General features: G+C 67.5%; 27 protein-coding genes. 11 read left to right on the top strand and 16 right to left on the bottom strand.

The window, feature by feature from the left end:
• Positions 1-165: 165 nt before the first annotated feature.
• The 5 genes from JIP62_RS08995 to rdgB all read right to left on the bottom strand — a co-directional run bounded on the left by JIP62_RS08995 (position 166) and on the right by rdgB (position 4260).
• Complete coding sequence (locus JIP62_RS08995) at positions 166-981, bottom strand: SirB1 family protein (RefSeq protein ID WP_201101865.1); 816 nt, start codon at positions 979-981, stop codon at positions 166-168.
• A complete protein-coding gene (locus JIP62_RS08990; RefSeq protein ID WP_201101864.1) occupies positions 978-1388 on the bottom strand; it encodes a YraN family protein in 411 nt (136 codons plus the stop codon). The genes JIP62_RS08995 and JIP62_RS08990 overlap by 4 nt, the downstream gene beginning before the upstream one ends.
• A complete protein-coding gene (gene rsmI / locus JIP62_RS08985; RefSeq protein WP_201104666.1) occupies positions 1385-2257 on the bottom strand; it encodes a 16S rRNA (cytidine(1402)-2'-O)-methyltransferase in 873 nt (290 codons plus the stop codon). Before rsmI ends, JIP62_RS08990 begins: the two co-directional genes overlap by 4 nt.
• 226 nt (positions 2258-2483) lie before the next feature.
• Positions 2484-3653 carry a radical SAM family heme chaperone HemW gene (gene hemW / locus JIP62_RS08980; RefSeq protein WP_201101863.1) on the bottom strand — a complete coding sequence of 390 codons (1170 nt, stop codon included), beginning with the start codon at positions 3651-3653 and terminating at the stop codon, positions 2484-2486.
• Between the two features lie 7 nt (positions 3654-3660).
• On the bottom strand, positions 3661-4260 hold the full coding sequence (rdgB, locus tag JIP62_RS08975; RefSeq protein ID WP_230974705.1) for an RdgB/HAM1 family non-canonical purine NTP pyrophosphatase: 600 nt from the start codon (positions 4258-4260) through the stop codon (positions 3661-3663).
• A 448-nt stretch (positions 4261-4708) separates the two neighbouring features.
• On the opposite strand from rdgB, the gene JIP62_RS08970 reads away from it, so the two are divergent.
• From JIP62_RS08970 to JIP62_RS08960, 3 genes are all read left to right on the top strand, one after another.
• Positions 4709-5311 (top strand): DUF2975 domain-containing protein, encoded by a 603-nt coding sequence (locus JIP62_RS08970; protein WP_201101862.1) that lies wholly within the window; start codon positions 4709-4711, stop codon positions 5309-5311.
• 61 nt (positions 5312-5372) lie between these two features.
• The gene (locus tag JIP62_RS08965) at positions 5373-5624 is read left to right on the top strand and encodes a helix-turn-helix domain-containing protein (RefSeq protein WP_201101861.1); all 252 of its coding nucleotides are present in this window, start codon (positions 5373-5375) and stop codon (positions 5622-5624) included.
• On the top strand, positions 5621-6166 hold the full coding sequence (locus JIP62_RS08960; RefSeq protein WP_201101860.1) for a Smr/MutS family protein: 546 nt from the start codon (positions 5621-5623) through the stop codon (positions 6164-6166). The genes JIP62_RS08965 and JIP62_RS08960 overlap by 4 nt, the downstream gene beginning before the upstream one ends.
• 89 nt (positions 6167-6255) lie before the next feature.
• On the opposite strand, the gene JIP62_RS08955 is transcribed toward JIP62_RS08960, so the two are convergent.
• The 4 genes from JIP62_RS08955 to JIP62_RS08940 all read right to left on the bottom strand — a co-directional run bounded on the left by JIP62_RS08955 (position 6256) and on the right by JIP62_RS08940 (position 8717).
• Positions 6256-6684 (bottom strand): hypothetical protein, encoded by a 429-nt coding sequence (locus JIP62_RS08955; RefSeq protein WP_201101859.1) that lies wholly within the window; start codon positions 6682-6684, stop codon positions 6256-6258.
• 126 nt (positions 6685-6810) lie between these two features.
• Complete coding sequence (locus tag JIP62_RS08950; protein ID WP_201101858.1) at positions 6811-7641, bottom strand: S1 family peptidase; 831 nt, start codon at positions 7639-7641, stop codon at positions 6811-6813.
• A 5-nt stretch (positions 7642-7646) separates the two neighbouring features.
• Entirely contained in the window at positions 7647-8090 is a 444-nt protein-coding gene (locus JIP62_RS08945; RefSeq protein WP_201101857.1) for a DUF350 domain-containing protein, read from the bottom strand.
• A 99-nt stretch (positions 8091-8189) separates the two neighbouring features.
• Positions 8190-8717: a D-glycero-alpha-D-manno-heptose-1,7-bisphosphate 7-phosphatase gene (locus tag JIP62_RS08940; RefSeq protein WP_201101856.1), complete on the bottom strand. Its 528-nt coding sequence runs from the start codon at positions 8715-8717 to the stop codon at positions 8190-8192.
• 205 nt (positions 8718-8922) lie between these two features.
• Between JIP62_RS08940 and JIP62_RS08935 the strand changes: the two genes are divergently transcribed.
• Positions 8923-10083, top strand: a complete 1161-nt coding sequence (locus JIP62_RS08935; RefSeq protein ID WP_201101855.1) for a DegT/DnrJ/EryC1/StrS family aminotransferase — start codon at positions 8923-8925, stop codon at positions 10081-10083.
• 2 nt (positions 10084-10085) lie between these two features.
• Positions 10086-11015 carry a Gfo/Idh/MocA family protein gene (locus JIP62_RS08930; protein WP_201101854.1) on the top strand — a complete coding sequence of 310 codons (930 nt, stop codon included), beginning with the start codon at positions 10086-10088 and terminating at the stop codon, positions 11013-11015.
• Here JIP62_RS08930 and JIP62_RS08925 read toward each other — a convergent pair.
• The 3 genes from JIP62_RS08925 to JIP62_RS08915 are packed head-to-tail and all read right to left on the bottom strand — an operon-like array spanning position 10995 to position 14170.
• The gene (locus JIP62_RS08925) at positions 10995-12671 is read right to left on the bottom strand and encodes an MHYT domain-containing protein (protein WP_201101853.1); all 1677 of its coding nucleotides are present in this window, start codon (positions 12669-12671) and stop codon (positions 10995-10997) included. The genes JIP62_RS08930 and JIP62_RS08925 overlap by 21 nt on opposite strands.
• 59 nt (positions 12672-12730) lie before the next feature.
• Positions 12731-13183 carry a MaoC family dehydratase gene (locus JIP62_RS08920; RefSeq protein ID WP_201101852.1) on the bottom strand — a complete coding sequence of 151 codons (453 nt, stop codon included), beginning with the start codon at positions 13181-13183 and terminating at the stop codon, positions 12731-12733.
• Between the two features lie 3 nt (positions 13184-13186).
• Entirely contained in the window at positions 13187-14170 is a 984-nt protein-coding gene (locus JIP62_RS08915; RefSeq protein WP_201101851.1) for a threonine ammonia-lyase, read from the bottom strand.
• Positions 14171-14308: 138 nt separating this feature from the next.
• Between JIP62_RS08915 and glpK the strand changes: the two genes are divergently transcribed.
• Positions 14309-15820, top strand: coding sequence for a glycerol kinase GlpK (gene glpK / locus JIP62_RS08910; protein WP_201101850.1), 1512 nt, complete (start codon positions 14309-14311; stop codon positions 15818-15820).
• Positions 15817-16908 (top strand): phosphotransferase family protein, encoded by a 1092-nt coding sequence (locus tag JIP62_RS08905; RefSeq protein ID WP_201101849.1) that lies wholly within the window; start codon positions 15817-15819, stop codon positions 16906-16908. Before glpK ends, JIP62_RS08905 begins: the two co-directional genes overlap by 4 nt.
• Here JIP62_RS08905 and JIP62_RS08900 read toward each other — a convergent pair.
• The 4 genes from JIP62_RS08900 to JIP62_RS08885 form a co-directional block, all read right to left on the bottom strand.
• Positions 16905-17876: a magnesium transporter CorA family protein gene (locus tag JIP62_RS08900; RefSeq protein WP_201101848.1), complete on the bottom strand. Its 972-nt coding sequence runs from the start codon at positions 17874-17876 to the stop codon at positions 16905-16907. The two genes, JIP62_RS08905 and JIP62_RS08900, sit on opposite strands and share 4 nt — an antisense overlap.
• A 24-nt stretch (positions 17877-17900) precedes the next feature.
• Entirely contained in the window at positions 17901-18323 is a 423-nt protein-coding gene (locus JIP62_RS08895) for a CHAP domain-containing protein (protein ID WP_230974704.1), read from the bottom strand.
• Between the two features lie 168 nt (positions 18324-18491).
• On the bottom strand, positions 18492-19601 hold the full coding sequence (locus tag JIP62_RS08890) for an acyltransferase family protein (RefSeq protein WP_201101846.1): 1110 nt from the start codon (positions 19599-19601) through the stop codon (positions 18492-18494).
• A gap of 86 nt (positions 19602-19687) precedes the next feature.
• A complete protein-coding gene (locus JIP62_RS08885; RefSeq protein WP_201101845.1) occupies positions 19688-21028 on the bottom strand; it encodes a M23 family metallopeptidase in 1341 nt (446 codons plus the stop codon).
• Positions 21029-21522: 494 nt separating this feature from the next.
• On the opposite strand from JIP62_RS08885, the gene JIP62_RS08880 reads away from it, so the two are divergent.
• The 4 genes from JIP62_RS08880 to JIP62_RS08865 all read left to right on the top strand — a co-directional run bounded on the left by JIP62_RS08880 (position 21523) and on the right by JIP62_RS08865 (position 26179).
• A complete protein-coding gene (locus JIP62_RS08880; protein WP_201101844.1) occupies positions 21523-24612 on the top strand; it encodes an intermembrane phospholipid transport protein YdbH family protein in 3090 nt (1029 codons plus the stop codon).
• 73 nt (positions 24613-24685) lie between these two features.
• Complete coding sequence (locus JIP62_RS08875) at positions 24686-24871, top strand: YnbE family lipoprotein (RefSeq protein WP_201101843.1); 186 nt, start codon at positions 24686-24688, stop codon at positions 24869-24871.
• A complete protein-coding gene (locus JIP62_RS08870) occupies positions 24871-25245 on the top strand; it encodes a DUF1318 domain-containing protein (protein WP_230974703.1) in 375 nt (124 codons plus the stop codon). Before JIP62_RS08875 ends, JIP62_RS08870 begins: the two co-directional genes overlap by 1 nt.
• A 58-nt stretch (positions 25246-25303) precedes the next feature.
• Entirely contained in the window at positions 25304-26179 is an 876-nt protein-coding gene (locus JIP62_RS08865) for an alpha/beta fold hydrolase (RefSeq protein WP_201101842.1), read from the top strand.
• Positions 26180-26193 lie beyond the last annotated feature (14 nt).

Genomic DNA, 26193 nt, shown 5'->3' with positions numbered 1-26193 from the left:
CTTCTCAGTCACCGTCATTCCGGGGCGCTCGTAGAGCGAACCCGGAACCCAGGGGGACAGCTTAAATGCCAGAAGTAATTTCGAGGCCCGTGACAGACTCCTGGGTTCCGGGTTCTTGGCTACGCCAAGCCTCGGAATGACGGATCAGAGTGAGAGTCCATTGAACTAGTTCAGCTGCATCCGCACCCGCTCGAGGATCTGAACCCGGCCGACCTCGGCGGGGCCGTCCACACCCCGCGCGCGGGCCAGGGCCTCCAGCGCGCTGGTCAGGGCTCCGCGTTTCTCGCGGGCGGCCGCCACGTCCAGCCAGGGACGGTGGTCCTCGGGGGCCAGCAGGGCGCGGCGCAGGGCCGAACGCTCGGCCGCTTCGTAGTCGCCCGATTTCAGCGCGCGGCTGAACAGGATGTTCTGCAGCCGGATCAGGGCCGCTCGATCGGTGACCGGGGCCATCAGCACGTCCAGCCGATCAGCGATATGGGGCGTCAGTCCTGCCCTCAGGGCCCGGCGTGTGAGTTCGGACGGCATGACCACCCGCCCCTCGCTGAAGGGATCCAGGGCGATCGGCCCGTCCGGCGTCTCGACCCGCAAGAGCACGTGTCCCGGAAAGTCCACGGCGGCGCAGGTCAGGCCCGTCCGCCGCGCGGCATCCAGATAAAAGACCGCAAGCGCCGCCGACAGCCCCCGCCGCCGCTCGGCCACGTCGATCAGGTCCGTATTGGCCGGATCATCATAGTGAAGCAGGTCCCCGTTCAGCCGCAGGTCGCCGGCCATGGTCTCGGCCAGGGCGTCCTCCATTCGCTCGCCGCCGATCCGCTCGGCCAGCCGCTCGGCGGCATAGGCGGCCAGGACCCGCACGGGCCCGGCCTGCCGAAACGGCTGATCGTGGATGGCGCAGGCGATGGAGGCTTCCAAGAGCGGGAATGCGTCGTCCCCGGCCAGTCCGGCCTCGGTCAGCACAGCCTCTGCTTCGTCGCGCGTCATCTGAGGTCGACCTCCGTCGGAACCACACCGCGACGATGGACCGGAACCCGACCGGGCGCCAGCGCCACCAGGTCGATGCGAAGGTCGAAACCTTTCAGGGCGGGGCGCCCGTGCAACACCGCCTGACCGGCTGACAGCAGGCGACGGTGCTGATCGGGGCCAAGCGCCGCCAGGGCCGCCTCCAGGGTCGTGCGCCGCTTGACCTCCACCACGGCCAGCACCTGTCCCCGGCGCGCCAGGATGTCGATCTCTCCGGCCCGGCTGCGTAGGCGAAACCCCAGGATCTGATAGCCCTTCGCCATCAGCCAGAGGGCCGCGATCCACTCCGCTCCACGCCCCTCGCGGCGCGACCGCCCGCCTCTCAAGCTGCGTGAGGAGGACGGCGGCCCGGGCACAGGGGGCTTCATCTCCGGCCTTGTAGAGCCAGGGCCCGGCGGTAGAGGGCCTTGCGTGGCAGGTCCAGCGCCCGCGACACCTCGGCGGCGGCCTCGCCGGGGGGCAGCCGGGTCAGGGCCTCAATCAGGGCAGCCTCGGCGTCTGCCTCGCTGGCCACCTCTGCCGTTCCGGGCCCGATGACCACGACGATCTCGCCCTTGGGGCCCTGGCAACGCGGATCGACGGCCAGTGTGTCCAGCGTCCCGCGCACGCATTCCTCATAGAGTTTGGTCAGCTCTCGGGCGACGGCGGCGGGGCGGGGGCCCAGGACCGCAGCCATGTCGGCCAGGCTGTCGGCCAGCCGCGGTCCGCTCTCGAAAAGGACCAGGGTATGGGGCCCCTTGAGCGCCTCAAGCGCCGTGCGCCGGGCCCCTGACTTGGCCGGCAGGAAGCCGGCAAACAGCACGTGGTCGGCGGGCAGGCCGGCGATGCACAGGGCCGCCAGCAGGCTGGAGGCACCAGGGATGGGGTGCACCGGCAGCCCCGCCGAGATCACAGTGCGGGCCACGACGAAGCCGGGGTCGCTGACCAAGGGTGTGCCCGCGTCGGAGACCAGGGCCACCACGGCGCCGGCCCCGATCCTTTCAATCGCAACCTGGGCCGCCCGTTCCGACGCATGGTCGTCGCAGCGCTCCAGTTTCGCTTTCAGCCCATAGGCCGACAGCAGCTTGCCCGTGACCCTCGTGTCCTCGGCCAGGACCAGGTCCGCCGCCGCCAGCACATCCAGCGCCCTCAGCGTCATGTCCCGCAGGTTCCCGATGGGCGTCGCCACCAGATAGAGCCCCGGCGCGACGGGCCGTGGCGGTGGGGCAGCAGGCGGAAAAGGCGAAGGCTCGGTCATCGGCAGGACCGTGCCAGTGCCCGGGGGCGGGCTCAAGGGCGGATCGCGATCCCATCCGATGCCTTTGAGTCTCCTCCCAATGTCTTGGCATGGGGAGGTGGCGCGACGCATCTTGCGCCGTGACGGAGGGGGTAATCTTGGAGGGAGGATTCGCCCCCCTCCGTCTCGTCGCTACGCGCCGATCCACCTCCCCACGATGTGGGGAGGAAAACTGCAGGAGGCGCTTCTAGGTCAGCAGGGCCCTCAGCACGCCGTCCAGCACCGGACGGCCCGTCCGGGTGGCAACAACATGGTCTCCGGTCACGGTGAGAAAACCCTCAGCGACCAGATCGGCCAACGGTCCCGAGGCCATCGTCCGCCCCAGAGCGACCAGATCGTCCAGTGCGGCCCCCTCGACCGTGCGCAGACCCAGCAGGATGCGTTCCTCGGCAGCCCCGCTCGGTGACAGGACCTCCTGCTCGATCCAGGGTTCGCCGCCGGCGACACCGGCGACATAGTCTCCGATCCTGCGATGGGCGATGGTCGTGGTGCGGCTGCCGTCCCGCGTCAGACGGCCATGGGCCCCGGGGCCGACGCCGAGGTAGTCGCCTCCGCGCCACACATGCATGTTGTGAGCGGACCGCGCCGCCGGTCCCCTCGCATGGTTGGACACCTCATAGGCCTCGAACCGTGCCGCCTCCAGAACCGCTTGCGTCGTCTCATAGAGGGCAGCGGCCTGATCTTCGTCCGGAGGGACCAGGGTGCCCCGCGCAAAGGCCCGGCCGAAGGCGGTCGTGGACTCTATGGTCAGCTGATAGGGCGAGACGTGCTCGAACCCCATGTCCAGGGCCTGGGTCAGCTCATCGGCCCAGGCGGCGGGAGTCTGGTCCGGTCGCGCATAGATCAGGTCGATCGACAGCCGGTCGAAGGCGCGGGCGGCCACGGCCACGGCTCGCTGCGCCTCGGCCGCCGAATGGTTGCGTCCCAGAAGGGTCAGGGACGCGTCGTCCAGAGCCTGCACCCCCATCGACAGCCGGTTGACCCCGGCGGACCGCAGGGCGGCGAAACGGCTGGCCTCCGCATCGGTGGGATTGGCCTCCAGCGTGACCTCGACCACACCGGTGGCCGGGAACAGGCTGTGGGCGCGGTCGACTATGGTGGCGACGCTGTCGGGGGTCATCAGCGACGGCGTGCCGCCCCCGAAAAAGATCGAGGCCAGACGCCGGGGGCCGATGAGCGCGGCCTGGGCCTCCAGATCGGCCAGGATCGCCGCCGCCAGCCGCTCCGCCTCCTCCGTCCGCCCCCGGTCGCGCACGACATTGAAGTCGCAATAGGGGCAGATCCGCGCGCAGTAGGGCCAGTGGACATAGAGGGCCAGGGCATCCCGCCCCCTCTCCCGCTGGGGGAGAGGGGTCATGGGTGAGCTAGTCAATCAGCGCGGCCTTCAGCTTGGCAAAGGCCAGGGCGCGGTGGCTCATGGCGTCCTTGATCGCGGGATCCATCTCCCCGAACGTCTGGTCATGGCCGTCCGGGATGAAGATCGGATCATATCCGAAGCCCCGATCCCCGCGCGGGGGAAAGGTCAGGTGGCCGTCCACGCGTCCTTCGACCACCACACTGGGCCCGTCCGGCCATGAGACAGCGAGCGCCGAGGTGAACCAGGCCCGGGTGTCGCGCGACCCCCCCTCTTCCAGCCGCTGCTCGACCTTGCGCATGGCCAGGGCGAAATCCTTTCCGGGTCCGGCCCACCGGGCGGAAAAGATGCCGGGCGCTCCGTCCAGGGCTGCGACCGACAGGCCCGAGTCGTCGGCCAGGGACACAATGCCGCAACGGTCTGCCGCATGGCGTGCTTTCAGCAGCGCATTGCCGACAAAGGTGGTCTCGGTTTCGTCCGGTTCAGGCACCCCCGCGTCGGCGGCCGTGACGATCTCGTAATTTCCGTCCAGCAGGGCGGCGATCTCGCGGGCCTTTCCCGGATTATGGGTCGCCGCGACCAGCCGCATACCCTTGATCAGTTTCAACATTTTCGGCCCGTCCCGCAGTGCAACATTCTATTACCAAGGTTTAATATCGTTAAACGATATGTAACGTGTTTTTCGGCTCCGCACGGCTTATCTCTATTTTCAAGAACGGGGGGCCGCACCGTTCCCAAGGCAAGCCCTGATTGGAATGCTTTTAGGCCCAAACTCAAAAACAGGGGCACATCAGACCCCTAAACAGAACCGATGGAGATATACGATGGACACCATGAACGCTTCGCTCTGGATGGAAAAGGTCGGCCACGCGATCGTCAATGCCGCCCTGCTGGCTGCCCTGCCGACGGCGATCGTCGCGATCCTGATCCAGTCCTTCTGAACGTCCGCCCTTTGACGGACATGACGAAGACCGCGAAACATAGAGCCACGCGTGGGTCGGCCGGACCCCGCGTGGCCCCCGCGCCCCTGCGCCCGGCTTAGAGGGATTGATGTTCGAATGCCGCTTCCGACCTCCAGGCCGCGCGGAATTCGTCCCGGACTGCTGACGCGCCTTCGGGTTCCCGGTTTTCGGACCCTGGGCCCCGGCTCCGTTTCCAGCCTGCTGAAGGTGGCGCTGGACGTGGCCTATGTGCTTCTGGCCCTGATTACGGGCCTGATGCTGATCCTTCTGGTGGTCGGCATTTTCATTCCGCTGGAGAACCTGGACGTTACCGTCTCCAACGACGAGGGCGGGACTGCCCAGCCCCTGACGCGAGCGCTGCTGATTTTCGCGCTCGGCTCGATCAGCGCCTATTTCGGCGGCTTCCTGCTGATCCTCACGCACCTACGCAAGATTTTCCGGACGCTGACCCTTGGCGATCCGTTTCAGCCCGGCAATGTGCGACGCCTGCGCCAGATCGGTTTGATCCTGGCGGTCGTCACCGGCGGGGTCTGGTTGGTCCAGGGCCTGGTCGCCGCGCGACTGGCCCCGGGCATCATGGACCCTCAAGGGATCGGAGAGCTTCTGACCCCGGTCTTCTCGGTCCTGGTGGTTTTCGTCCTGGCGGAAGTGTTTCGCGAAGGGGCCCGGCTGCGGCGCGAGTCGGAGCTGACCATATGAGTCTCTTGCCTCTGGAAGGCGGCGTCTTTTCCATCCTGTCCGCGTGGTCTAGGGCTGCGCCATGACCGTTCGCATCCATCTGGACCGACTTTTGGCCGAGCGGCGGATGTCGCTGACCGAGCTCAGCGATCGCGTCGGCGTCACCGTGGCCAATCTGTCGATCCTGAAGACGGGCAAGGCGCGGGCGATCCGGTTCTCGACCCTGGACGCCCTGTGCCGCGAGCTGGACTGTCAGCCGGGCGATCTGATCGCCTGGACTCCCGGCCCTGCCATGATCGAGGAAGAAGACGTCGGCAAAGATCCGGGCGAATGACCCGGCGCGGCGACCCGCTGAGTCCAGAGGACCGCCGCCTGTGGGCCCGGATCACCGGCACCGTCGCGCCGCGCCGCGCGGTCAAGGCGGCCCGGATCGACCCGCCCGAGCCAGTTCCTCCCACCGTCGCTGCGCCGGTGAACCGGCGCTTGCCAGTGCCCTCCACCCCGGCGGCCAGCACGGTCGCCCACCCGGCTGCGCCACATCGTCCCCGCGCCGCGCCGGAGCCGCTGGAGCCGCGACGTCAGCGGCGCCTGGCCCGCGAGCGCGATCCGATCGAGGCACGCATTGATCTGCATGGCTTCTCGCGCTTCGAGGCAGAAGACCGTCTGAAGGCATTTCTGACGGGGGCCCAGGCGCGGGGGTGCCGCTCGGTTCTGGTCATCACCGGCCAGGGGCGGCGCGGCGGCGGCGTGATCCGGGCCTCGATCCAGGAATGGTTACAGGCCGCCCAGCTGCGCGGCGTGGTCAGCGGCTATGCCGTCGCTCACCGTCGGCACGGCGGCGACGGGGCCATCTATGTGACCCTGACCCGCCGCTGAGAACAAAGCGGCCCGGCCTCAAGTAGCGCGACCGCGCGATAGGCCCACTCAACCGGCCTCAAGTAGCGCGACCGCGCGATAGGCCAAACTTAAACCGTGCTGCCGAAATCCAGGTCTTTGCGGGCCGAGATGATGGTGACGATGAAGCCTGCCAGCACATCCAGCATCACCATCACCACGATCAGGAAGAAGGTGGAGGTGGCAAAGCCCCGGATCAGAAGAAACTCGACCAGGCAGACCACGAACAGGATCATCGACAGGGCGTGGTTGACGATGGCGACCTTCTGGCTGGACGTCGATTTCAGCAGTTCGAAGAACAGCAGGATCAGCGACAGGAACAGGATCAGATCCCCCACCCCGACGTTCCAGCGGGCGCCTGACGCCATGGGAATGGAGAACAGCGCCTCGCGCAGCACCTCGTCCGGCACCACCTGCCCACCGCCCCCCAGGACACCGGTCAGTATGATGATGTTGTAGAGCACCACAGGGATCAGGAGCAAAGGCAGGGCGATCAGCATGGGTCGATCCTCAGACGGGCCATGGTCGGGCCATTAACCCTGAATACCCCGGTTCGCTCCAAACGGCTACGCTGGTTCGCCTGGTTGGGGTCTTTGCGGCTCGATGCGTGACCGTCCAGCCTCGCCTCAGACCGACAGGCAGACGACCTGGGCCACGCGCAGGTCCCGGCGCAGATCGTCCGAGACACGGCCATAGTTCTCGACGGTGATGGGCTGGCCCAGCAGCGGCTCGTCGGGCCTCTGAAGCCCGCGGACAGCCGGTCCGAAGGTGTCCGGGGCCGTCGTATAGATGCGGCCCCGCCGGGGCGCTTCGGCAATCGTCACCCCCACGACCCGCCCCTGGCGATCCAGCGCCGGCGCACCGGACAGACCCGACAGGGTCCCGCGCAGGGTCGCCGTCCGGCCGACCTCGGCCCAGGCCAGCACGGGTTCGTCCCTTTCGCCGCGCCCCCGGACCTTGAAGGTCTCGCGCCCCAGCAGGCGCGATGTGACTTCGCCGGCAGACCCCTGCGGAAAGCCGGGATGAAAGGCCCGCTGTCCCCGCCGCAGGGGCCGGTCGATCGCCAGAGGCATGGCCGCCGGCCCGCCCTCTGTCAGCAGGACGGCGACATCGGCGCGGGGGGCCAGCCGAACGTCGGCGGCGACAGCGCGCCCGCCCCCGACGACCAGGGCCGGGCGGCGGCAGCCCTCGACCACATGGCGGGCCGTGACCCAGCGGCCCTCTCCGGCGATCGAAAAGGCCGTGCCCGAGGCGGGCTGGAACGGAATGTCCGGCGCATTGACGGTCATGGCTGGATCGAAGGGTGTGATCGGCCCCAGCAAAGCTCCCTCGACCTCATCGGGCGGCGGCGGGGCGGGCGGGGCGTCCGCCTTTTCCTGGCTGGAGATCGACCAGATCACCAGCGCCCCGACCAGGACACCGTAGATCATCCAGTCCGGGGGCCTGAAACCACCCATGGCGATCAGCCCGTCAGGGCGGCGGACAGGATCAGGGCCGTGGCCAGTTTGGCCCCGACCAGAACCACAGCCGCCGGGATCTCGCCATCCTGAATCCTCTGCGGCAGACCCGTCAGGACCACGTCCACGATGCGGAAAGCCAAAAGCTGAAGGGTGATCGTGGCCACGCCCCAGATCCCAATCTCAGCCAGGGAGGTCGACACCGACAGCGAAACCGACAACGGAATGGCCAGCCCGACCAGCACACCGGCAAAGGCCAGGGCGGCGGCAGCATTTCCGTCGCGGATCAGGGCGATTTCCTTCCACGGCGTCAGAATGGCGTAGAGGGCCGCGCCCCCGCACATCAGCACCAGGGTTGCGGCCAGATGCAGGACCAGGATGGGGAAGCCGCTGGCAAAGGCCTGAACTTCTGGGCTGGCCAGAACATTTGAAAAGAAGGACGAATCCATAGAGAGTCCAGGCACCAGAGCGATGACGATCCCTGATGCCCGATTGTCGCCCCAATCCGCAAGCGCCACAGGGCCACAGTGTGGCGGCCTTCGTGCGGATCAGTCGCCGAACAGATCGCGCACGAACCGGTCCAGGTCGCCACCCTCGAAGCGGAACCCCGCAATACCCGCGCGGCGGGCCGCCTCAATGTCTGACGGCTGGTCCCCGATCATGAAGGCGCGTTTCAGGTCGATGCCGTGATCGGCTGCGGCCTTCAGAATCATGCCCGGATTGGGCTTCCGGTCCGGGTGGTCGGGGTGGAAATAGGCCGGGTCGCGCGCCTCGTTATGGAAGGGGCAGGCGTAAACGGCCTGGATCCGCGCCCCCTTCGCCGCCAGCCGACGCACGATCAGGGCATTGAAGGCGTGCATCTGGTCTTCGCTGAACAGTCCCCTGGCCACTCCGGACTGATTGGTGACGACGATGACCACATAGCCCATGGTGTTCAGGCGACGGACGGCCTCGGCCGCCCCCGGCATCATGATCAGCTGGTCCTCGCGATGGGGATAGCCGCTGTCTTCGATCAGCACCCCGTCGCGGTCCAGGAAAACGGCCGCAATCCCGGCCGGTGACGTCTCGACGTTCAACGCTTCACTCCCTGACGCCGCCGTTCCGAACCGGCAACGCGCCGATGGGCTTAATCCTCATCGTTGCAAGCCGCAACGCGAAGTGACCCTGCCGTGTTTGGTCTGCGGGGGATGGCTTTGGTAGGAGGCCGGGGATGGTCCCGCGGTTTGGGCCGAACGGAACGACGCGCTAGGGTGCGGCATCCGTCAGAATCGAGAGCGTCTCATGAGCATCGCCTTCATCGACCTTCAGGCCCAGCGGTTGCGGCTGAACGGAGCCATCGAGGCCGCCGTCCAGGACGCAGTGACGGGCGGGGCCTGGGTCATGGGTCCGCAGGTGCGCCAGTTCGAGGCCGATCTGGCCGCGTTTGGCCAGGCGAAGCACGCCCTGGGCTGTGCCAATGGGACGGACGCCCTGATCCTTCCGCTGATGGCCTGGGGCCTGCGTCCGGGCGACGCGATCTTCGTGCCCAGCTTCACCTTTGCCGCGACGGCTGAGATCGTGCCGTGGCTGGGCTGTACGCCGGTCTTCGTCGATATCGACACGGCGACCTACAATATGGATCCGGCGCATCTGGAAGCCTCGATCGAGGCGGTGAAGGCCGAGGGGCGGCTGATGCCCAAGGTCGTCATCGCCGTCGACCTGTTCGGCCAGCCCGCCGACTATCCGGCCATTCGCGCCATCTGCGACCGCCACGGACTGAAGCTGATCTCGGATTCGGCCCAAGGCTTCGGCTGCACCCTGAACGGCGAACACCCGCTGAAATGGGCGGATGTCACGACCACCAGCTTCTTTCCGGCCAAGCCCCTGGGTTGCTATGGCGACGGGGGGGCGGTGCTGACGAACGACGACGACCTGGCCCAGGAAATCGACAGCCTGCGCGTCCATGGCAAGGCTGTGGCCAAGGATCTGGTGGGCCGCACCTTTGATCACGACCCCAAATATCTGAACATGCGGATCGGCATGAACTCGCGTCTGGACACGATCCAGGCGGCCGTTCTGATCGAGAAGCTGAAGGTCTTCGGCCAGGAGATCGAATGGCGCAACCGCATCGCCGCCCGCTACAACGAACGCCTGGCCCCCCATGTCAGCGCCGTGCCACAGGTGATTTCGGGCGGGGTCTCCAACTGGGCCCAGTACACGATCGAACATCCCGACCGTGACGGCCTGGCCGCCCACCTGAAGGCCCACGGCGTGCCGACGGCGGTCTATTATCCGATCCCCTGCCACCTGCAGCCGGCCTATGCCCGATATCCGCAGGGGGCGGGCGGCCTGCCGGTCACAGAGGCCAAGAAGGACGTGGTCATCAGCCTGCCCATGCATTCGGACCTGGACGAGGCGACCCAGGACACCATCATCGCCGCCGTCGCCAGCTACAAGGTCTGACCATGAGCCAGCACACCCCCCTGAAGGTCGGCGTGGCCGGGGCCGGCGTCATGGGCCGGAACCATGCGCGTGTGGCCACCGACGTCCGCGACTTCGCCCTGACAACCATCTTCGATCCCGATGCGGCCGTGGCGACGGGCGTGGCCGAGGCCTATGGCGCGGCACCCGTGATGACGGCCCAGGACTTCGTCGCCGCCGGGCTGGACGCAGCCATCGTCGCCACCCCGAACCGGCATCACGCGGACCTGTCCGTGGCCTTGCTCGAAGCCGGCGTGCACGTCCTGGTCGAAAAGCCGATCGCGGCCACCGTGGCCGATGCTCAGCGCATGATCGACGCGGCCCGCGCCAACAACCGGGTCCTGATGGTGGGCCAGGTCGAGCGGTTCAATCCGGCGGTCGAGGCGGTCAAGCGCGCGGTGGACGGCGACGACATCATCTCGATCCAGATCACCCGCGTCGGCCCCTTCCCGCCGCGCATGGGCGAGGTCGGGGTGGTGATCGATCTGGCGGTGCATGACATCGACATCATTCGGCACCTGACCGGGTCCGAGATCGTTGAGGTTCAGCCCCAGCTGGCCCGAACCCGTGCCGATCGCGAGGACACGGCCCTTCTGCAGTTCCGGCTGGAAAACGGGGTGATCGCCCACATCACCACCAACTGGGTCACCCCCTACAAGGTCCGCACGTTGCAGGTGGCGACCAAGACCAAATTCGTCGTCGCCGATCTGATGACCCGCCAGGTGACGGAATATTTCGGCCAGCAGTCGGACGGCAGCTATTCGACGCGAGGGGTCATGAGCTGGCCCAACGAGCCGCTGAAGAAGGAACTGGAGGCCTTTGCCCACGCCATCCGGACCGGCGAGACGCCGGCCGTGACGGGCGAGGACGGCCTGCGGAACCTGGAGGTCGCCCTACGCTGTCTGGGCGAGTGAGCTGGTCCGAGGCGATGTCCTGAACGTCAGCTTCACGCGCAGGCCCCCGGGCCGATAATCCATGTCGACCGTCCCGCCCAGGTCGCCCTTCAGACTGGTGGCGATCAAGCGCGAGCCGAAACCCGTGCGACTGGGCGGCGTCACCGGCGGCCCGTCGCTTTCGGTCCAGTCCAGGGTCACCAGGCCTTCGGCATCGACATCGCCCCAGGTGATGGTGACACAGCCGCCTGGAAGCGAAAGCGCACCGTATTTGGCCGCATTGGTCGCCAGTTCGTGGGCAATCATGCCCATGGCCAGGGCCTGGGGCGCCTCCAGCCAAACCTCTGGACCGTCCAGTCGGATCTGGTCGCTGGAATAGGGCCGGAGTTCCTTGGACAGCAGATCGCGCAGCGTCGCCTTTTCCCAACCCGAGGCCGTCAGCAGATTGTGCGTGTCCGACAGGGCCATCAGCCGCGCCTGAAACAGGGCGAAGAACTCCTCCACCCCTTCGGCGCGGCGGGCGGTCAGGGCGGCAATCGACTGGATCGTGGCCAGGGTGTTCTTCACCCGGTGGTTCAACTCGTTGATGAGCAGCTTCTGGCGGCGCTCGCTGGTCTCCAGATCGGCAAAGGCGTGGCGGCGATCGGTGATGTCGCGCACCACACCGGCCAGCTTGATCGGGCGGCCCGAACGCGATCGGATCAGGTTGCCGTGCGCCTGAACCCACCGGCTGCCATCACCGACGGGGAACTCCACATCATATGGGGCCTCGCCAGCCAGTGCCCGGCGCAGGGCCTCCTGACGCGTTTCAACATCTTCCTCGCGCAGCCAGGGCGGGGAATCGAAGGCATAGCTGGTCTGGCCCGGCGGCAGCCCGAGAAGCACCTGCGCCCGGGCCGACAGGTTGACCGCCCGGTCCCGCAGCCCAATCTCCCAATAGCCGACGCCGCCAGCCTCGATGACGTCCAGCAGCCGGGTCCGCTGGTCCGCGATGGACACCGCCAGGGTGGTGAGCAGGATCACGACCGTCATCGACGCGACGCCGATGGCGATGGCCAGGGACGGCGCCCCGCCCTCGCCCATGGCCATGGTGGTCGGTTCCAGCCTGAGGGCGGCCATGCCGCTGTAGTGCATGCCGACCACGGCCACACCCAGGACACCAGCTGCCACGGCACGCCGCGGTATGGAGACGTCCCGACCCGCCGCCCAGAGGGCGGCCATCGACGCCCCGATTGCGATCAGGACCGAAACCAGCACCAGCTCCGGCCGCCAGCCCACGGTCGCCGCCGTGCGCATGGCCGCCATGCCGACATAGTGCATCAGGGCGATCGCACAGCCCATGACGATCCCCGCCGCCGGGACCTGACCTCGCCCCAGCCGGGCTCGCGTCGCCGCAAAGAAGGCCCCGGCCGTTCCCGCCACGGCCAGCAGGAAGGACAGCAGAGTCAGGCCGACGTCATACCGAACTGGGGCACCGGGATCGAAGCCGAGCATGGCGATGAAATGCATGGCCCAGACGCCGCCGCCCATGGCCAGGGCCGCCGTGGCCAGCCATGGGGCCTGCTCGGTCCCGGTGCGCGTCCGGACCCGCTGCAACAGGTCCAGCGCCGTCCATGCGGCCGTCACGGCAACCACATAGGAGAGAGCAACGAAGACAAGGCCGTGATGGTGATGCAAGCGGACTATCCAGAAGGTTGTCGGCCTCTATCGACCTAACGGGCGGTGCCGTCCATGCGTCATTCAACCATCTGCATTCCAAGCCACTCGGCAATCAGGGCCGGTTTGCTGCCGCCGTCGATCTCGACGGTCAGTTCGTGCTTGATCAGCCAGCGGCCGCCGCCCTTGTCTTCGGCGGACAGGAGCTTGAACCGGCCGCGCACCTTTGACCCGGCGGGCACGGGGGCCAGGAAGCGCAGTTTGTCGAAGCCGTAGTTGACCCCCATCACCACGCCGTCCAGCGGCGGCACGGCGTCATAGGACATGGCCGAGGCCAGGCTGAGCGTCAGGAACCCGTGGGCAATGGTGCCGCCGAAGGGCGTGGCGGCGGCCGCTTCCGGGTCCACGTGGATGAACTGCCAGTCCTCGGTGGCATCGGCAAAGGCATTGATGCGGGCCTGGTCGATCTCGAACCATTTCGAGACGCCGACCTCGGTGCCGATCAGGGCGGCCAGTTCGCTGGGTTTTGTCATGCATCAGACTCCGGTGAAGCGATCTTCGATGATGGCGGAAAACAGGGCCGGGTCGACATTGCCGCCCGACAGGATGATGGCCGTGGTCCGGCCCTGGGTCTCGACCTTGCCGGCCAGAAGGGCGGCCAGGGCGGCGGCCCCGCCCGGCTCGACCACCAGTTTCAAGGTGCGGAAGGCATAGCGCACGGCCTGCGCCGCCTCGTCATCGGTCACGGACAGCGCCCCGGCCAGGACCCGCTGGTTGATGGGAAAGGTGAGGGCACCGGGCACGGGCGTCTGCAAGGCGTCGCAGATCGAGGGCGCGGCGGGCGGGTGGCCGACGCGGGTCCCGGCGGCCAGCGACCGGGCCGTGTCATCGAAAGCGGTGGGTTCGACCGCCCAGGTTCGGGTGGCGGGGCTCAGGCTCTCCATGACCAGATTGATCCCGGCCATCAGCCCGCCGCCCGAGCAGCAGCACAGCAACTGGTCGACGGCTGCACCCTCGGCCTGATCCAGCAGTTCCAGGGCGGTGGTGCCCTGGCCTTCGATCACGAACGGGTCGTCAAAGGGCGGCACCAGGATGGAGCCCCGCTCAGCGGCGATGGCCGCGCCGATCTCTTCGCGGCTTTCGGTCCAGCGATCGTAGAGGCGAACCTCGCCACCGAACGAACGGACCCCCTCGATCTTGATGGCGGGACTGTCGGCGGGCATCACGATCAGGGCGCGTGTCCCGACCAGGGCGGCAGCGGCGGCCACGCCCTGGGCATGGTTGCCGGAGGAATAGGCGACGACCCCCCGCGCCCGCTCGGCCGCGTCCAGACGGCTGATGCGGTTATAGGCGCCTCGAAACTTGAAGGCCCCGGCATGTTGCAGATTTTCGGCCTTCAGCAGGACCCGGCCACCGACGCGCGCATTCAGGGCCGGGCTCTCGATCAAAGGTGTCCGGACGGCGACGCCCGCAATCTGTGTGGCGGCGTCCCGGACGCCTTCGAAGGAAGCGGTGTGCATCGGGGCACATAAGCCGATCAACACCGCCCTTGGAAGGGTTGGCCCGGCCGCCGCCCTGCAAACGCGGTCAGAGGCTCGATCTCCGCGCCATCTCGCGCTCAAGTAGCCCGGAGGGCGATAGCGCCCTAAAAGACCCCCATGACACCTCTGATCCTTGCCATCGACCAGGGCACGACCTCGACCCGGGCCATCGCCTTCGAGGTCGGCGAGGGGGGCGTGTTCAGCGCCGTGGCCGTATCGCAGATCGAGCTGCCCCAGCATTTCCCGCAGTCCGGCTGGGTCGAGCATGACGCGGCCGAAATCTGGGCCGCAACCCTTCAGACCTGTCGCGAAGTCATCCGAAAGGCGGGCGGCGTGGGCCGGTTCGCCGCCATCGGCATCACCAATCAGCGCGAGACGGCGGTCCTGTGGGATGCCGCCACGGGCCAGCCCCTGCACCGCGCCATCGTCTGGCAGGACCGCCGCACGGCCGAGGTGACAGGGCGGCTGGTGGCCGACGGCCATGAGCCCGGGGTTCAGGCGGCAACGGGCCTGATCCTCGATCCCTATTTCTCGGCCACCAAATTCGCCTGGCTGCTGGATGCGGTGCCGGGTGCCCGCGATCGGGCGGCGCGGGGCGAGGTCCGTCTGGGCACGATCGAAAGCTGGCTGATCTTCAACCTGACGGGCGGGGCGTCCCACGTCACCGATGCGACCAATGCGGCCCGGACGTCGCTGATGGACCTGGCGGAGCGCGCGTGGCGGCCGGACCTGTGCGAGCTGTTTCAGGTGCCCCTGGCCGCCCTTCCCGAAATCCGGGCCTGTTCGGACCATTTTGGCGACACCGTGCCCTCGCTGTTCGGCAGGGCCTTGGCCATCCATGGCGCGGCAGGAGACCAGCAGGCGGCCCTGGTCGGCCACGGGGCGCTGGCGGCGGGCGATGCCAAGATCACCTATGGCACGGGCGCGTTCCTGGTTGCCAATGTCGGCGCGGTGCCGGTCGTCTCGACCCGGCGGCTGCTGGGCACCTTGGGCTATGCGGTTGGAAACGACGTCGCCTATGCGCTGGAAGGGTCCATCTTTTCTGCCGGATCAGCGATCCAGTGGTTGAGGGACGGTCTGAAGGTCTTGTCTGAATCGCGCCAGTCCGAGGCCATGGCCCGGACCCTGGCGGACAACGGCGGCGTATATCTGGTGCCGGGCTTTACGGGCCTGGGGGCACCGTGGTGGCAGCCGGATGCGCGAGGCACCATCGTCGGCCTGACCCGGGACAGCGGGCCGGCCCACATGGTTCGGGCAGCGCTGGAGAGCCTGGCCTATCAGACAGCCGACCTGCTGGATGCCCTCCACAGCGACGGAGCCCCGCCATTGAAGGTGCTGAAGGTCGATGGCGGCGTGACGGCCAATGACTTTGCCATGCAGTTCGTGGCCGACATCTGTCAGGTCACGGTCGAGCGTCCGGCTTTTCAGGAGATGACGGCCCTGGGGGCGGCCAAGCTGGCGGCCCTGGGGATCGGGCTGATCGACGACCTGTCCGCAATGGCGCGCGAAGCCCCGGCCGTGTGGACCCCCCGAATGGCCCCGGAACAGCGTCAGGCCCTGCTGAGGGGCTGGCGCGGTGCCGTCAAGGCGGCCATCATCGCCGCAAAACCGGACGAAGCGCCCGAATGACCGAACCCACGACGATCGACCAGAACCAGGACCCCCAGGCCGCCTTTGCCGGCACGCGAGAGGTCGATCCCCGATATGCGCTGGACACCGCCTCCCTGGATCGCTGGCTGGCTGATCACGTCGAGGGCTATGCCGGACCGTTGACGATCCGTCAGTTCAAAGGGGGGCAGTCCAATCCGACCTATGAACTGGTGACGCCGGGCGCGGCCTATGTCCTTCGCAGAAAGCCGCCGGGTGTCCTCTTGCCCTCGGCCCATGCGGTGGACCGCGAATATACGGTGATTTCGGCCCTGCATGCGCAGGGTTTCCCCGTGGCCCGGCCCCATGCCCTGTGCCTGGACGAAGCCGTCATCGGCTCGATCTTCTATGTCATGGACAAGGTCGAGGGGCGGGTGTTCTGGGACCTGAAACTGCCCGGCCTGGTGCCCGATCAGCGCCGCGCCATCTATGACGCCCAGGTCGATACCCTGGCCGCCTTGCACCGGTTCGACCCGGCCGAGATCGGCCTGTCCGACTATGGCAAGCCCGGCAACTATTTCGAGCGTCAGGTCGGTCGCTGGACCAAACAGTATCGGGCCTCTGAGATTGATCCGATCCCGGCGATGGACCGGCTGATCGACTTCCTGCCGCGCGACCTGCCCGCCGACGGTCCGGCGCGGATCGTCCACGGCGACTTCCGGCTGGACAATATGATCGTCGCTGCGGACGGGCCGGACGTCCGGGCCGTTCTGGACTGGGAGCTGTCGACCCTGGGCGATCCGATGGCCGACTTTTCCTATATGCTGATCGGCTGGGTCATCCCGGCCAGCCAGAGGAACGGCCTGGGCGGGGCGGACCTAGAGGCGCTGGGCATCCCCACGGTCGAACAGACGGTGGCCCGCTATGCCGCGCAGACCGTTGGGCCGGTGCCGGGCAATCTGGACTGGCTGTTTGCCTACAATCTGTTCCGGCTGGCGGCGATCTGTCAGGGAATCGCGGGCCGCGTCCGAGACGGCACCGCCGCCAGCGCCCACGCCCGCAGCATGGCCGCCCAGGTCGGGCCGCTGTCGGATGCGGCGTGGAACTTTGCGCAAAAGGCGGGAGCCTAGAGCCAGCCCTTCTTCTTGAAGAAGGCGAGGGGCAGCAGGGCGGCGACGACCATGGCGGTCAGGGCCGCTGGATAGCCCCAGATCTGGGGCAGTTCGGGCATGTGTTCGAAATTCATGCCGTAGATCGACGCGATCAGGGTCGGCGGCATGAAGGCCACCGCCGCCACCGAGAAGATCTTGATGATCGACGATTGCTGGATGTTGATCAGACCCAGGGCCGCGTTGAGCTGAAAGTCGATGCTCGCCGCCACCGCGTGGTTGTGATCGGTCAGGCTGCGGGCGTCGCGCGTCAGGGATCGCAGGTGTTCGGCGGCCTCGTGATCGGCCTCGATCCGGTCGTCCAGGCCAGCGAAAGCAAAGACTCGCGTCAGCCCGGCCAGGCTCTGCTCTATCCGGGCATTGGCCATCCGCGCCCGGCCCAGTTTGGTGATCAAGCGTTCGAAGCCGACCGTTTTCTGTTCGCGGGTGGAAAAGACGTGTTCGGCGATCCCTTCGACATGGGTGACGGCGCGCGACAGCACGTCCGAGGCGCGGTCGATGACCGCCTCCATCAGATGCAGGAACAACGTGTGTCCGTTCGCGCACAGCTGGGGATCGCGATCCAGTATCCCATCCATCATGGCAAAGGGGCGCGGATCGAAATAGCGAATGGTGACCAATGGACCTGTCGTCAGGACGAAGGTCACCGGATCGATCGCCGGGATCTCTGCATCGCCGTTGTGAATCAGGTCGGCGGTCAGGAATGTGGCCCCGCCCTCGCGATACACGCGGCTGGATGCCTCCAGCTCGGCCATTTCCTCGCGGGTCGGCAGGGGCAGGCCCCCCAGGGCGGCTTCAACCGCGGCCTCTTCCTCGCGAGACGGCGCGACCAAGTCGACCCACAGGATATCGGGGTCCAGGGCAAAGGCCTCGGCATGGGTGTCGACGGCCTCGCAGGCCGCGCCGCCGCGTCGATAGACCCGGATCATGGCGCAGTCTCCGAAAGGCGGGACTCAGTGGCCCGTGGCGGTCCCGCTGACCGAGGCCATCTGGTCACGGCGGGTCAGCGCAGGCGTGTCGTTGTAGATGAAGCCGTAGGTCGGATAGACGGTGGTGCCCAGGGCATTGCTGGGGGCGTACCAGACCTTGACCGCGCTCCAGTCGCCGGCCTCGGAAACATCGGCGACGGTGACGTTTTCCTCGACCTTGCCGCGGCTGCCGCCCCAATTGGCATGGGTGACGCGGATGATGCGGTCGGTCAGGACCTCGGACACCACGGCAACGTGGCCACGGGTCATACGTCCATGCGGACGGAAAACCAGGACAGACTGGGTGGCGGGACGATTTCCTGTCTGGTACCGCGCCACGCCCTGCTCCCACCAGGTCCAGGCATCACCCCGGATCTGGATGCCCGAGAAGAAGCGGGCGAAGGTCACGCACTGCCAGTAGACGTCTTCGGCTTTGACCGGGAGGCTTCCGATAGCGGAAAATCCGAGGGTCGCCGCAACCAGTGCGGCTGTAAGCCGTTTCGACATCAGGCAATCTCTGCGCTGCTTCGGGGATGAGCTGTTATAGGCGAAGTTCGCGGGGGTTTCCCACCCCTGTCAGGCGAGTTGTGCCTGCGACTTTTGTTCCGTCCGGCGCTGATTGCGCCGCTCGGCCATGTCGCGCAAAGCCTTGCGGGCCGGGCGTTCCACCAGGTGATAGGTGACGGCGGCTGCGATCGGAATGGCCGCGATCACGGGCAACCACACGAAAAGTTGAAGCTTCTTGTCCTCCGCCCCGGTCGCACGGGCCGCCAGGTTCACCGCCAGGATCTGCCAGGGCGCGCAGATCATATAGATGGAATAGCTGATCTCACCCAGATAGACGGCCGGGGCAGAGGCGAGGATGCCCGCCCGCGCATTGGACACCGAGCCCAGAGACAGGATCAGTCCGCCGGCCAGCAGGACCGTGATGCCGTCCCACAGCATCAGCGAAGATGAGGCGACGATCAGGGCACCGAACACGGCAGCGGCCAAGGCAGGACGCGGCACGCCGCCGCTGCGGTGGACGAGATAGAGGGTACAGCCCAGGGCGAAGCAGGGCACGATCCGCAGGGCCCCCCATCGAATGGTGGCCTGGGTCAGGGGAAAGCCGGCCATGAGCTGGAAGGCGGCATAGAGGCCCAGCAACATCACCGCCGCACCCAGAACAGCCAGCCAGGGCCGCTCGCGCAGTCGCCAGGTAACGAAGGCAAAGGCGGGGAAGCACAGATAGGCGAACCATTCCGCCGAGATGGACCAGGACGGGTGGTTCCATCCAGCCTCGGGGGCCAGGCCCCAGGCATGAAGCAGTAGAAGATTGGCGGGCAGGGATTCCCAGCTCAGCACACTGCCGTCGATCGCCATTCCTGCCGCCGTGGCAGCCAGGCCCAGGGCCATGACGCCCAGCAGCGTCATAAGATGCAGGGGATAGACGCGCGCCAGCCGGGCCCAGAGGAAGCTGCCGTATTTGAAGCCCCCCTCGCCAGCCGCCTGGAGATAGACATGGCTGAGGATGAAGCCCGACAGGACGAAGAACAGTTCGACGCCCAGATAGCCCTTGGCCGCCAGGTTCGGCAGGAAGCCGACGTCCAGATTGGGCCAGAAAGTATAGAGGACGACCCAGGCCGCCGCGATGAAGCGCAGCGCGGTCAGGGGGCGAAGATCGGCGGGTGCGAGCGACAGGGTCATGAAGACACTATCGCCCATCACGATGTGAAAACCGTTAATGCAACCGTGACGCGAATGACGCCTTCAGGCGCAGTCTCGGCGTGTGATCAGCCCTGGGCCGGACGCAGGGTGGACGGCGCAGCGCGGCGTTCGCCACCCGCCGCGATCACGCGGTCGATCCGGGCCTTTTCGGCGCGGAAGGCGGCCAGATCAGCACCGGCCAGGATGGTGCCCTCTTCGGTGCGGACGCCGGACGGATTGATCCGCTGACCACCGCGCCAGATTTCATAGTGGAGGTGCGGCCCGGTCGAGGCCCCGGTCGAGCCGACATAGGCGACGACCTGTCCCTGCCGCACGCGCTGTCCGGCGCGAATGCCGGAGCCATAGCGGGAAAGGTGGCCATAGCCGGTCTCAAGCCCGTTGGAATGACGGATACGCAGCCAGTTGCCATAGCCGCCCCAGCGACGGGCCTCCACCACCACGCCATCGGCCGGGGCCAGAACGGGGGTGCCGGTTCCGGCCGCGAAATCGATGCCCTGGTGCATCCGCTGGTATCCCGAGATCGGATGGCGGCGGAAGCCATAGGAGGAACTGACGCGGAAGCCCCGGTCCAGCGGGGTCCGCATGAAGGACGACCGCATGTTCTTGCCCGAGGCGTCGAAATACTGGGCTTCGGAGGCACCGGCGGGCTTGAAGCGATAGAAGGCCTGGCCCTTCAGCTCGGCATAGAGGAGTTCGCCCGATTCCACCGTGCGGCCGCTCTCGGTCACCGACCGGTCGAACACCAGGACGAAGTCGTCGGAGGCGCGGATGTCGCGATCCAGGTCGAACTTGCCCGAGAACAGCTGGACGGCGCGGCGCGTGACCTTGGGCGTCGATCCCATGCGCTGGGCGGTGGCATAGAGGGAGCCGCTGACGTCGGCCTTCAGCACGACGGTTTCATGGGTGACCCGCTCTTCGAGCGAACGCAGACGCAGGGCCCCGTCGAAGGTGCGCGACACGGTCAGCTGGGTGGCCGGGCCGGTCCGCATGGTCAGGCCGATCAGGCGGGCATCGCCACGGCCGCCGCGCGGTTGTGAAATGGCGGTTTCGAACTTCAGTCCGGCACGCAGCTCCGACAGGTCGAAGACGCCGGCGATCGTGGCGGCGACGGCGCGGGCCTCATCGGCACCGATGCCGGTGCGGCGAACGGCCTGTTCGAAGGTCTCGCCACGGCGAATCTGGACGGGAATGGCTTCCGGGGCTGTCAGCCCGGCGGGCGTTCCGGCGGAGGCGAAGGCGCTGACTTCCAGCGCGGCCATCTGTTCGGCGGTCAGAACCGGCGCTTCATCGGCCCGGGCGGGCTGATAGACGCGACCTGCCAGCAGGGCGACACAGACAGCGGCGGCGGCGGTGAAAACGTGCGGTGCCAGTCGCATCGGCTGGCGTCGCGGATCGAACTGAGCCATCGGTCCCCGGCAATCAACGACGCCGAGCGGCGCCAAACCCACTAAAGCAAGGATCGCGCCCCAAAACCCTTCTAGCGAAAAGGTTCCCGACGTGAGACGAGCCGTATAGCGCGTCGAGACCTTTATGGGAAGCCAGGAGGTTACAAACCATTAACCGGAGCCGTCACGAGCGGTAAAACCACCATGAATTGGCCCAGAACTACTGGTTTCGACAGTCTAGTTCAGGTGTTGTCGGAGCGGTGACGAGTCTGTGATGTTGTGTAAACGCGGGCCGACTCGCGTCGGATTGAAAGTGTCCTCCTTGCCACTCAGCTGTGTCATGTCGGCAACGACAGTAAACCTGAACTGTTCTGGCGTGTTGCGATCCGGGACGTCGTGTCCCGGACCGGGACAGGCGTCGCTTGAAGCCGGGGCCGTTCTCCGTGTCTGACCCGAAACCGTCTCCTGCCGGTCGTTCCGGGCGTGGTCGACGCCTGGCCCGTGTCCTCGTTGTCATGGCGGTCACGATCGCCCTCCTTGTGGTTGCGCTCTATCTGAACCGCCGCGCCGCCGCGCGCGCCGCCCTTGTCGGTTGGCTGGAGCGGCAGGGGATCGAGGCCCAGGTCGAGGTCGAGCGTATCGAGATCGATGGTTTTGTCGGGCGCATCCGCATCGGCGACCCCCAAGACCCCGACTTTGTGGTCGAGCGGGCCGAGGTCGATTACGCCGTGGCCTTGCCCTGGGCACCGGGCGGGGCGGGGCTGACACCCCGCCGCATTCGGCTGGTCAGGCCTGTCTTGAGGGCGACCTGGACGGAGGGCCGCCTGTCTCTGGGGTCTCTTGATCCCCTGATCGAGGACTTCACCCGGCGCCCCGCCGGGCCTGACCGCGGCGCGCCTGTCGTGGTGGTGGAGTCCGGCCGACTTCGTCTGACCACAGAATACGGACCGGTTCAGATCCTGGCGGATGCGCGGATGGCGGATGGTCGTCTGACCCGCCTCAACGCCCGAATGCCCAGCGCCTCGCTGAAAAGCGGGACGGTCGAGGCAAGGTCCCTGGGGGGCACGCTGGATTTGGCCACCACCCGCGATCGCGTCGGCGTGCGCATGGACCTGACTGCCGCGCAGTTCGCAGCCGGGACATCGGGCGGGACCCAGGCGCGGCTCCTGCTGACGGGAGACGTGCCCTATCCGGACCTCAAGGCACAGCGGGCCGACGGCTCGGCACGGCTCTCGGTCGTCCTGACCGGAGCCGAACTGACGGCCGGGGGGACCGCGGCGGCCGAGGCCCGGCTTCAGGCGGCCTTCGACGGTCGCGTGTCGGGCTGGATCGAAACCTTTGGTCTGGAGGGGGCGATCAATGCAAGCGTATCGGCCGCCCGGATCACCGGACCGGACCTGGAGGTCACGAATGTCGACGCCGCCGTGGCGGGCGCGGATCTGAGCGTGGCCAGGACGGCCGAGGGACTGAGCTGGCGAGGTCAGGGCGGCCTCCGGGCCGGTGCGGCCTCGGGCCGGATCGGCGGCGTGCAGGGGCGCGGGCTGACCGTGGCCTCATCTGGGCTGACCGTGGGAGGGCGCGGATCTGCCTTTGAAGTGGCCGGGCCCGTGCGCGTCGCGGCCGATCGCATGGCCGTGGACGATCTGACCCTGAGAGGACTTTCGGCTGATCTGGCACTGGACGGCATTCAGGACGGCGCTCTGAACATCAACCTCAGCGGATCCGCCCGGGCGCAGGGCGGGGCCTGGCCCCTGTTCGGCCCTGCTGCGGGTGACGACATTCCGGAACTGTCTGCCATGAAGGCGGCGCTGGGCGATTTCGCGGTGGCTCTGCCCGCCTTCCGCCTGATGACCGGCAGCCAGGGCACGCGCTTCACCCTGCAGGCCCCGGCGCGGATCACGCCGCGCAACGGCGGTGTCCTGACCCTGACGGCCGCCGGAGCCCCCCTTTTCGAGGCTGAGCCGGGACAGGCGGTGGGCGGTGCCGTGAATGTGACGGCGACGCGGGGCGCTGGCCTGCCCGAAGCGACATTTGCCATCCCGGCCTGGCGCCTCACCCCGGGCGGGTTCAGCGCGACCCTGGACGGTCGTGCGGCCCTCGACTTCGGTCTGGCGAGGGGCATCGCCCTCAGCACGCGCGGAGACCTGGCCAGCGACGGTGGGCGGCTGACCTATACGGCGCGCGACTGCATACCCCTGACAGTCGAGCGGCTCGAGCTGGACGAGAATGACATCACCAATGTCGCGGGCTCCTTCTGTCCGCCCTCGGGCCCCATGGTCACGGTCGCGGATGGGCGCTGGCAGGCGCGCGGCGCGCTGCGGGGCGTCTCGGCCGACGCGCCCTTCCTGGCCCTGCGGTTCTCTGAGGCTCAGGGCACCCTGGCCGTCGATGGCGGCCCCGAAGGCCTGACGATGGATGCGCGTGTGGCCACGGCACAGGTCGAGGATGCGACCCGGCCGCGGCGCTTCAACACCGCGACCGCCACGGGCGGAGCACGTCTGGACGGAGAACGCTGGAGCGGGGCCTTCGATCTGGCGATCGGGCCTCATGCGCTGGGCCGCCTAACCCTGACACACGATGGGGCGACCGGGGTGGGCGGGATCGTCATTGCCTCGCGCGACCTGCGCTTCGTCGAAGGGGGTCTGCAGCCTGAAACCCTCACCCCCCTGGTCGCCGACATCGTCCAGTCCCCCGTCACCGGCACGGCCCGGTTCGACGGACGTATCGACTGGGCCGGCACCGAGGGAACCAGCGGCGCGGTCCTGACCGTGCCCGATCTGAACTTCACCAGTCCAGCCGGCGGCGTGAGCGGGCTGTCCGGCAGGATCGTGTTCGACAGCCTGACGCCGCTCATCACCGCACCGGACCAGACGGTCAGGATCGCGCGACTGGACGCCATTGCGCCCCTGACCGACCTGGATCTGACATTCAGCCTGGACAAGGCGGCGATCAATGTGGCGGGCGGCGAGCTGAATGTCGCGGGAGGCACTGTGCGGGTCGAACCCTTTGCGGTTCCCCTGGACCCGGCCCAGCCCTGGAACGGCGTCGTGACCCTGGACCGGGTGCAGCTGGGCGAGCTGATCGCGGGCTCGGGCTTCGGCGACAAGGTCAAGCTGGATGCGATGGTGTCGGGACGCATTCCCTTCTCCGTCGATCCTGCCGTGGGGCCGCGCGTGTCGGGCGGCCGACTCTATGCCGTGCAGCCCGGCCGGTTGGAGATCGGGCGCGAGGTTCTCACTGGCCTCGAGGCTGGTGGCGGAGGCGAGGCGGTCCCGCCGGGCGTGGTCGAGGATCTGGCCTATCAGGCCATGGAAAACCTGTCCTTCGAAACCCTGACGGCCGATGTCGACAGTCTGGATGGCGGGCGGCTGGGGGTCAGGTTCCACATCCAGGGTCGCCATGATCCTCCGGTCAGGCAGGAGTTGCGCCTGACCTGGCTGGAACTGATCCGCCGCGATTTTCTGAACCGCAACCTGCCGTTGCCCTCGGGCACCGGGATCGACCTCACGCTGGATACCACCTTGAACCTGGATCAGGTCATCAGCGACATGATCGCGCTCAATCGTGCCAGAAACGGCGAAGCCACGACGGTGTCGCCGGACTGAGGCGATCCGTTCAGAACCCATTCACCCTCATCGGCGTTAGATCGCCGCGACGATCCACCGGAGACCGCCCGTCATGTTCAGCAAGCGAGACCTTATCGGCGTCTGCGGCGTCATCGCCCTGACCGCCGCCGCCTGCACCCCGACGGTCCGGCTGGAGGTCGCGCCGATCCAGATCTACGCCAAGCTGGACGCCGATGTCCGTGTTCGCCTCGACCGGGAGCTTCAGGACCTCCTTGTCGAGAATCCCAACCTGTTCTGATGCGAAAGACCGTCATGACGTTCCGCAAATTCTTCGTCGTCGGTGCCGCCGTCGTTGCCCTGGGCGTCGCGGCCGGTGCCGCCTTCGCCCAAGACGAGACCCAGAAGGCCACGGTCGATGCCGCCAAGGCCCAGGGAATCGTCGGTGAACAAGCCGACGGCTATCTGGGCATCCGCACGACGGCCAGCCCCCAGGTGCGTGCTGCGGTCGAGGCCACCAATGATGGCCGCCGTCAGGCTTATGCCCGCAGCGCCGCCGCTGCAGGCGTGGCCCCCGAGGTCGCCGCCGCCCGTATGTTCGAAGGTCAGCTGTTCCCGCGTATCAGCTCGGGCCAATGGTATCGCAACGCCCAGGGGCAGTGGGTCCAGCGCTGAGGCTCGCCGTCGGCGATTGTTCATTCTAGAATGAATATCTCAATCGCCAGGCCATCCCATGACCCAGACTTTCGCTGATCGCCGCTTCACCTCGTCTGACGGTCTGTCTCTCTATGCTCGCGACTATGGCGGTGCCGATGGGCCTGCGCGCCTGCCGGTCATTGCAATCCACGGGCTGACCCGAAACAGCGCCGACTTTGGCACCATCGCGAGCCTGCTGGCCCAAAGCGGGCGGCGGGTGCTGGCGGTCGATGTCCGGGGACGGGGGCGGTCTGACCGTGCGCCCGACCCCATGACCTATCGTCCGGACGTCTATGCGCGCGACATCCTGGCCTTGCTGGAACAGGCGGGCATCGAGCGCGCCGTGTTTCTGGGCACCTCCATGGGAGGGCTGATCACCATGGCGCTGGCGGGCCTGAAGTCGCGAGTGATCGCCGCCGCCATCCTCAATGACATCGGGCCGGAGGTCTCTCCAGAGGGTCTGGCCCGGATCGCGGCCTATACCGGCCAGCCGGTGGACACGCCGACCTGGGCCGAGGCAACTGCCTATGTCCGGCAGACCAACGGCGTCGCCTTCCCCCACTATGGCGATGAGGACTGGGAAGCCTTCGCCAGGCGGGTCTTCCGCGACGGCCCGGAAGGCGCTCCGATCCTGGACTATGATCCCGACATATCGGTGCCGATCCGGGCAGCGGGGTCCAAGGCCCTGGTGCCCAATCTGTGGCCGTCGTTCCGGCGGCTGGCCAAGGGTCGGCCGCTGCTTCTGGTGCGCGGGGCAACCTCCGACCTGCTGGGTGCCGACATCGCCGCCCGGATGCGCAAGGCGGCCCCCAAGATGGCCTATGCCGAGGTCACGGGCGTCGGGCACGCCCCCATGCTGGATGAGGCTGAGGCCCGGGCCGCGATCTTCGAATTCCTGCGCGAGGTTCCCTAGGTCCGCTCCGTCAG

It is taken from the genome of Brevundimonas vitisensis (genome assembly GCF_016656965.1).
Taxonomy (GTDB): Bacteria; Pseudomonadota; Alphaproteobacteria; order Caulobacterales; family Caulobacteraceae; genus Brevundimonas; species Brevundimonas vitisensis.
The sequence above is the reverse complement of the archived record's forward strand: the minus strand, read 5'-3'. Positions and strand labels throughout refer to the sequence as shown.

What these genes read in the sequence shown, in the direction of transcription:
- JIP62_RS08900 (WP_201101848.1), bottom strand. Translation starts at nt 17,876, where the DNA reads ATGATCCGGGTCTATCGACGCGGCGGCGCGGCCTGCGAGGCCGTCGAC.
- JIP62_RS08870 (WP_230974703.1), top strand. Translation starts at nt 24,871, where the DNA reads ATGCGAAAGACCGTCATGACGTTCCGCAAATTCTTCGTCGTCGGTGCC.
- JIP62_RS08995 (WP_201101865.1), bottom strand. Translation starts at nt 981, where the DNA reads ATGACGCGCGACGAAGCAGAGGCTGTGCTGACCGAGGCCGGACTGGCC.
- JIP62_RS08875 (WP_201101843.1), top strand. Translation starts at nt 24,686, where the DNA reads ATGTTCAGCAAGCGAGACCTTATCGGCGTCTGCGGCGTCATCGCCCTG.
- glpK (WP_201101850.1), top strand. Translation starts at nt 14,309, where the DNA reads ATGACACCTCTGATCCTTGCCATCGACCAGGGCACGACCTCGACCCGG.
- JIP62_RS08935 (WP_201101855.1), top strand. Translation starts at nt 8,923, where the DNA reads ATGAGCATCGCCTTCATCGACCTTCAGGCCCAGCGGTTGCGGCTGAAC.
- JIP62_RS08930 (WP_201101854.1), top strand. Translation starts at nt 10,086, where the DNA reads ATGAGCCAGCACACCCCCCTGAAGGTCGGCGTGGCCGGGGCCGGCGTC.
- JIP62_RS08960 (WP_201101860.1), top strand. Translation starts at nt 5,621, where the DNA reads ATGACCCGGCGCGGCGACCCGCTGAGTCCAGAGGACCGCCGCCTGTGG.
- JIP62_RS08920 (WP_201101852.1), bottom strand. Translation starts at nt 13,183, where the DNA reads ATGACAAAACCCAGCGAACTGGCCGCCCTGATCGGCACCGAGGTCGGC.
- JIP62_RS08965 (WP_201101861.1), top strand. Translation starts at nt 5,373, where the DNA reads ATGACCGTTCGCATCCATCTGGACCGACTTTTGGCCGAGCGGCGGATG.
- JIP62_RS08945 (WP_201101857.1), bottom strand. Translation starts at nt 8,090, where the DNA reads ATGGATTCGTCCTTCTTTTCAAATGTTCTGGCCAGCCCAGAAGTTCAG.
- rdgB (WP_230974705.1), bottom strand. Translation starts at nt 4,260, where the DNA reads ATGTTGAAACTGATCAAGGGTATGCGGCTGGTCGCGGCGACCCATAAT.
- JIP62_RS08905 (WP_201101849.1), top strand. Translation starts at nt 15,817, where the DNA reads ATGACCGAACCCACGACGATCGACCAGAACCAGGACCCCCAGGCCGCC.
- JIP62_RS08990 (WP_201101864.1), bottom strand. Translation starts at nt 1,388, where the DNA reads ATGAAGCCCCCTGTGCCCGGGCCGCCGTCCTCCTCACGCAGCTTGAGA.
- JIP62_RS08950 (WP_201101858.1), bottom strand. Translation starts at nt 7,641, where the DNA reads ATGGGTGGTTTCAGGCCCCCGGACTGGATGATCTACGGTGTCCTGGTC.
- hemW (WP_201101863.1), bottom strand. Translation starts at nt 3,653, where the DNA reads ATGACCCCTCTCCCCCAGCGGGAGAGGGGGCGGGATGCCCTGGCCCTC.
- JIP62_RS08865 (WP_201101842.1), top strand. Translation starts at nt 25,304, where the DNA reads ATGACCCAGACTTTCGCTGATCGCCGCTTCACCTCGTCTGACGGTCTG.
- JIP62_RS08885 (WP_201101845.1), bottom strand. Translation starts at nt 21,028, where the DNA reads ATGGCTCAGTTCGATCCGCGACGCCAGCCGATGCGACTGGCACCGCAC.
- JIP62_RS08880 (WP_201101844.1), top strand. Translation starts at nt 21,523, where the DNA reads ATGGCGGTCACGATCGCCCTCCTTGTGGTTGCGCTCTATCTGAACCGC.
- JIP62_RS08955 (WP_201101859.1), bottom strand. Translation starts at nt 6,684, where the DNA reads ATGCTGATCGCCCTGCCTTTGCTCCTGATCCCTGTGGTGCTCTACAAC.
- rsmI (WP_201104666.1), bottom strand. Translation starts at nt 2,257, where the DNA reads ATGACCGAGCCTTCGCCTTTTCCGCCTGCTGCCCCACCGCCACGGCCC.
- JIP62_RS08915 (WP_201101851.1), bottom strand. Translation starts at nt 14,170, where the DNA reads ATGCACACCGCTTCCTTCGAAGGCGTCCGGGACGCCGCCACACAGATT.
- JIP62_RS08890 (WP_201101846.1), bottom strand. Translation starts at nt 19,601, where the DNA reads ATGACCCTGTCGCTCGCACCCGCCGATCTTCGCCCCCTGACCGCGCTG.
- JIP62_RS08970 (WP_201101862.1), top strand. Translation starts at nt 4,709, where the DNA reads ATGCCGCTTCCGACCTCCAGGCCGCGCGGAATTCGTCCCGGACTGCTG.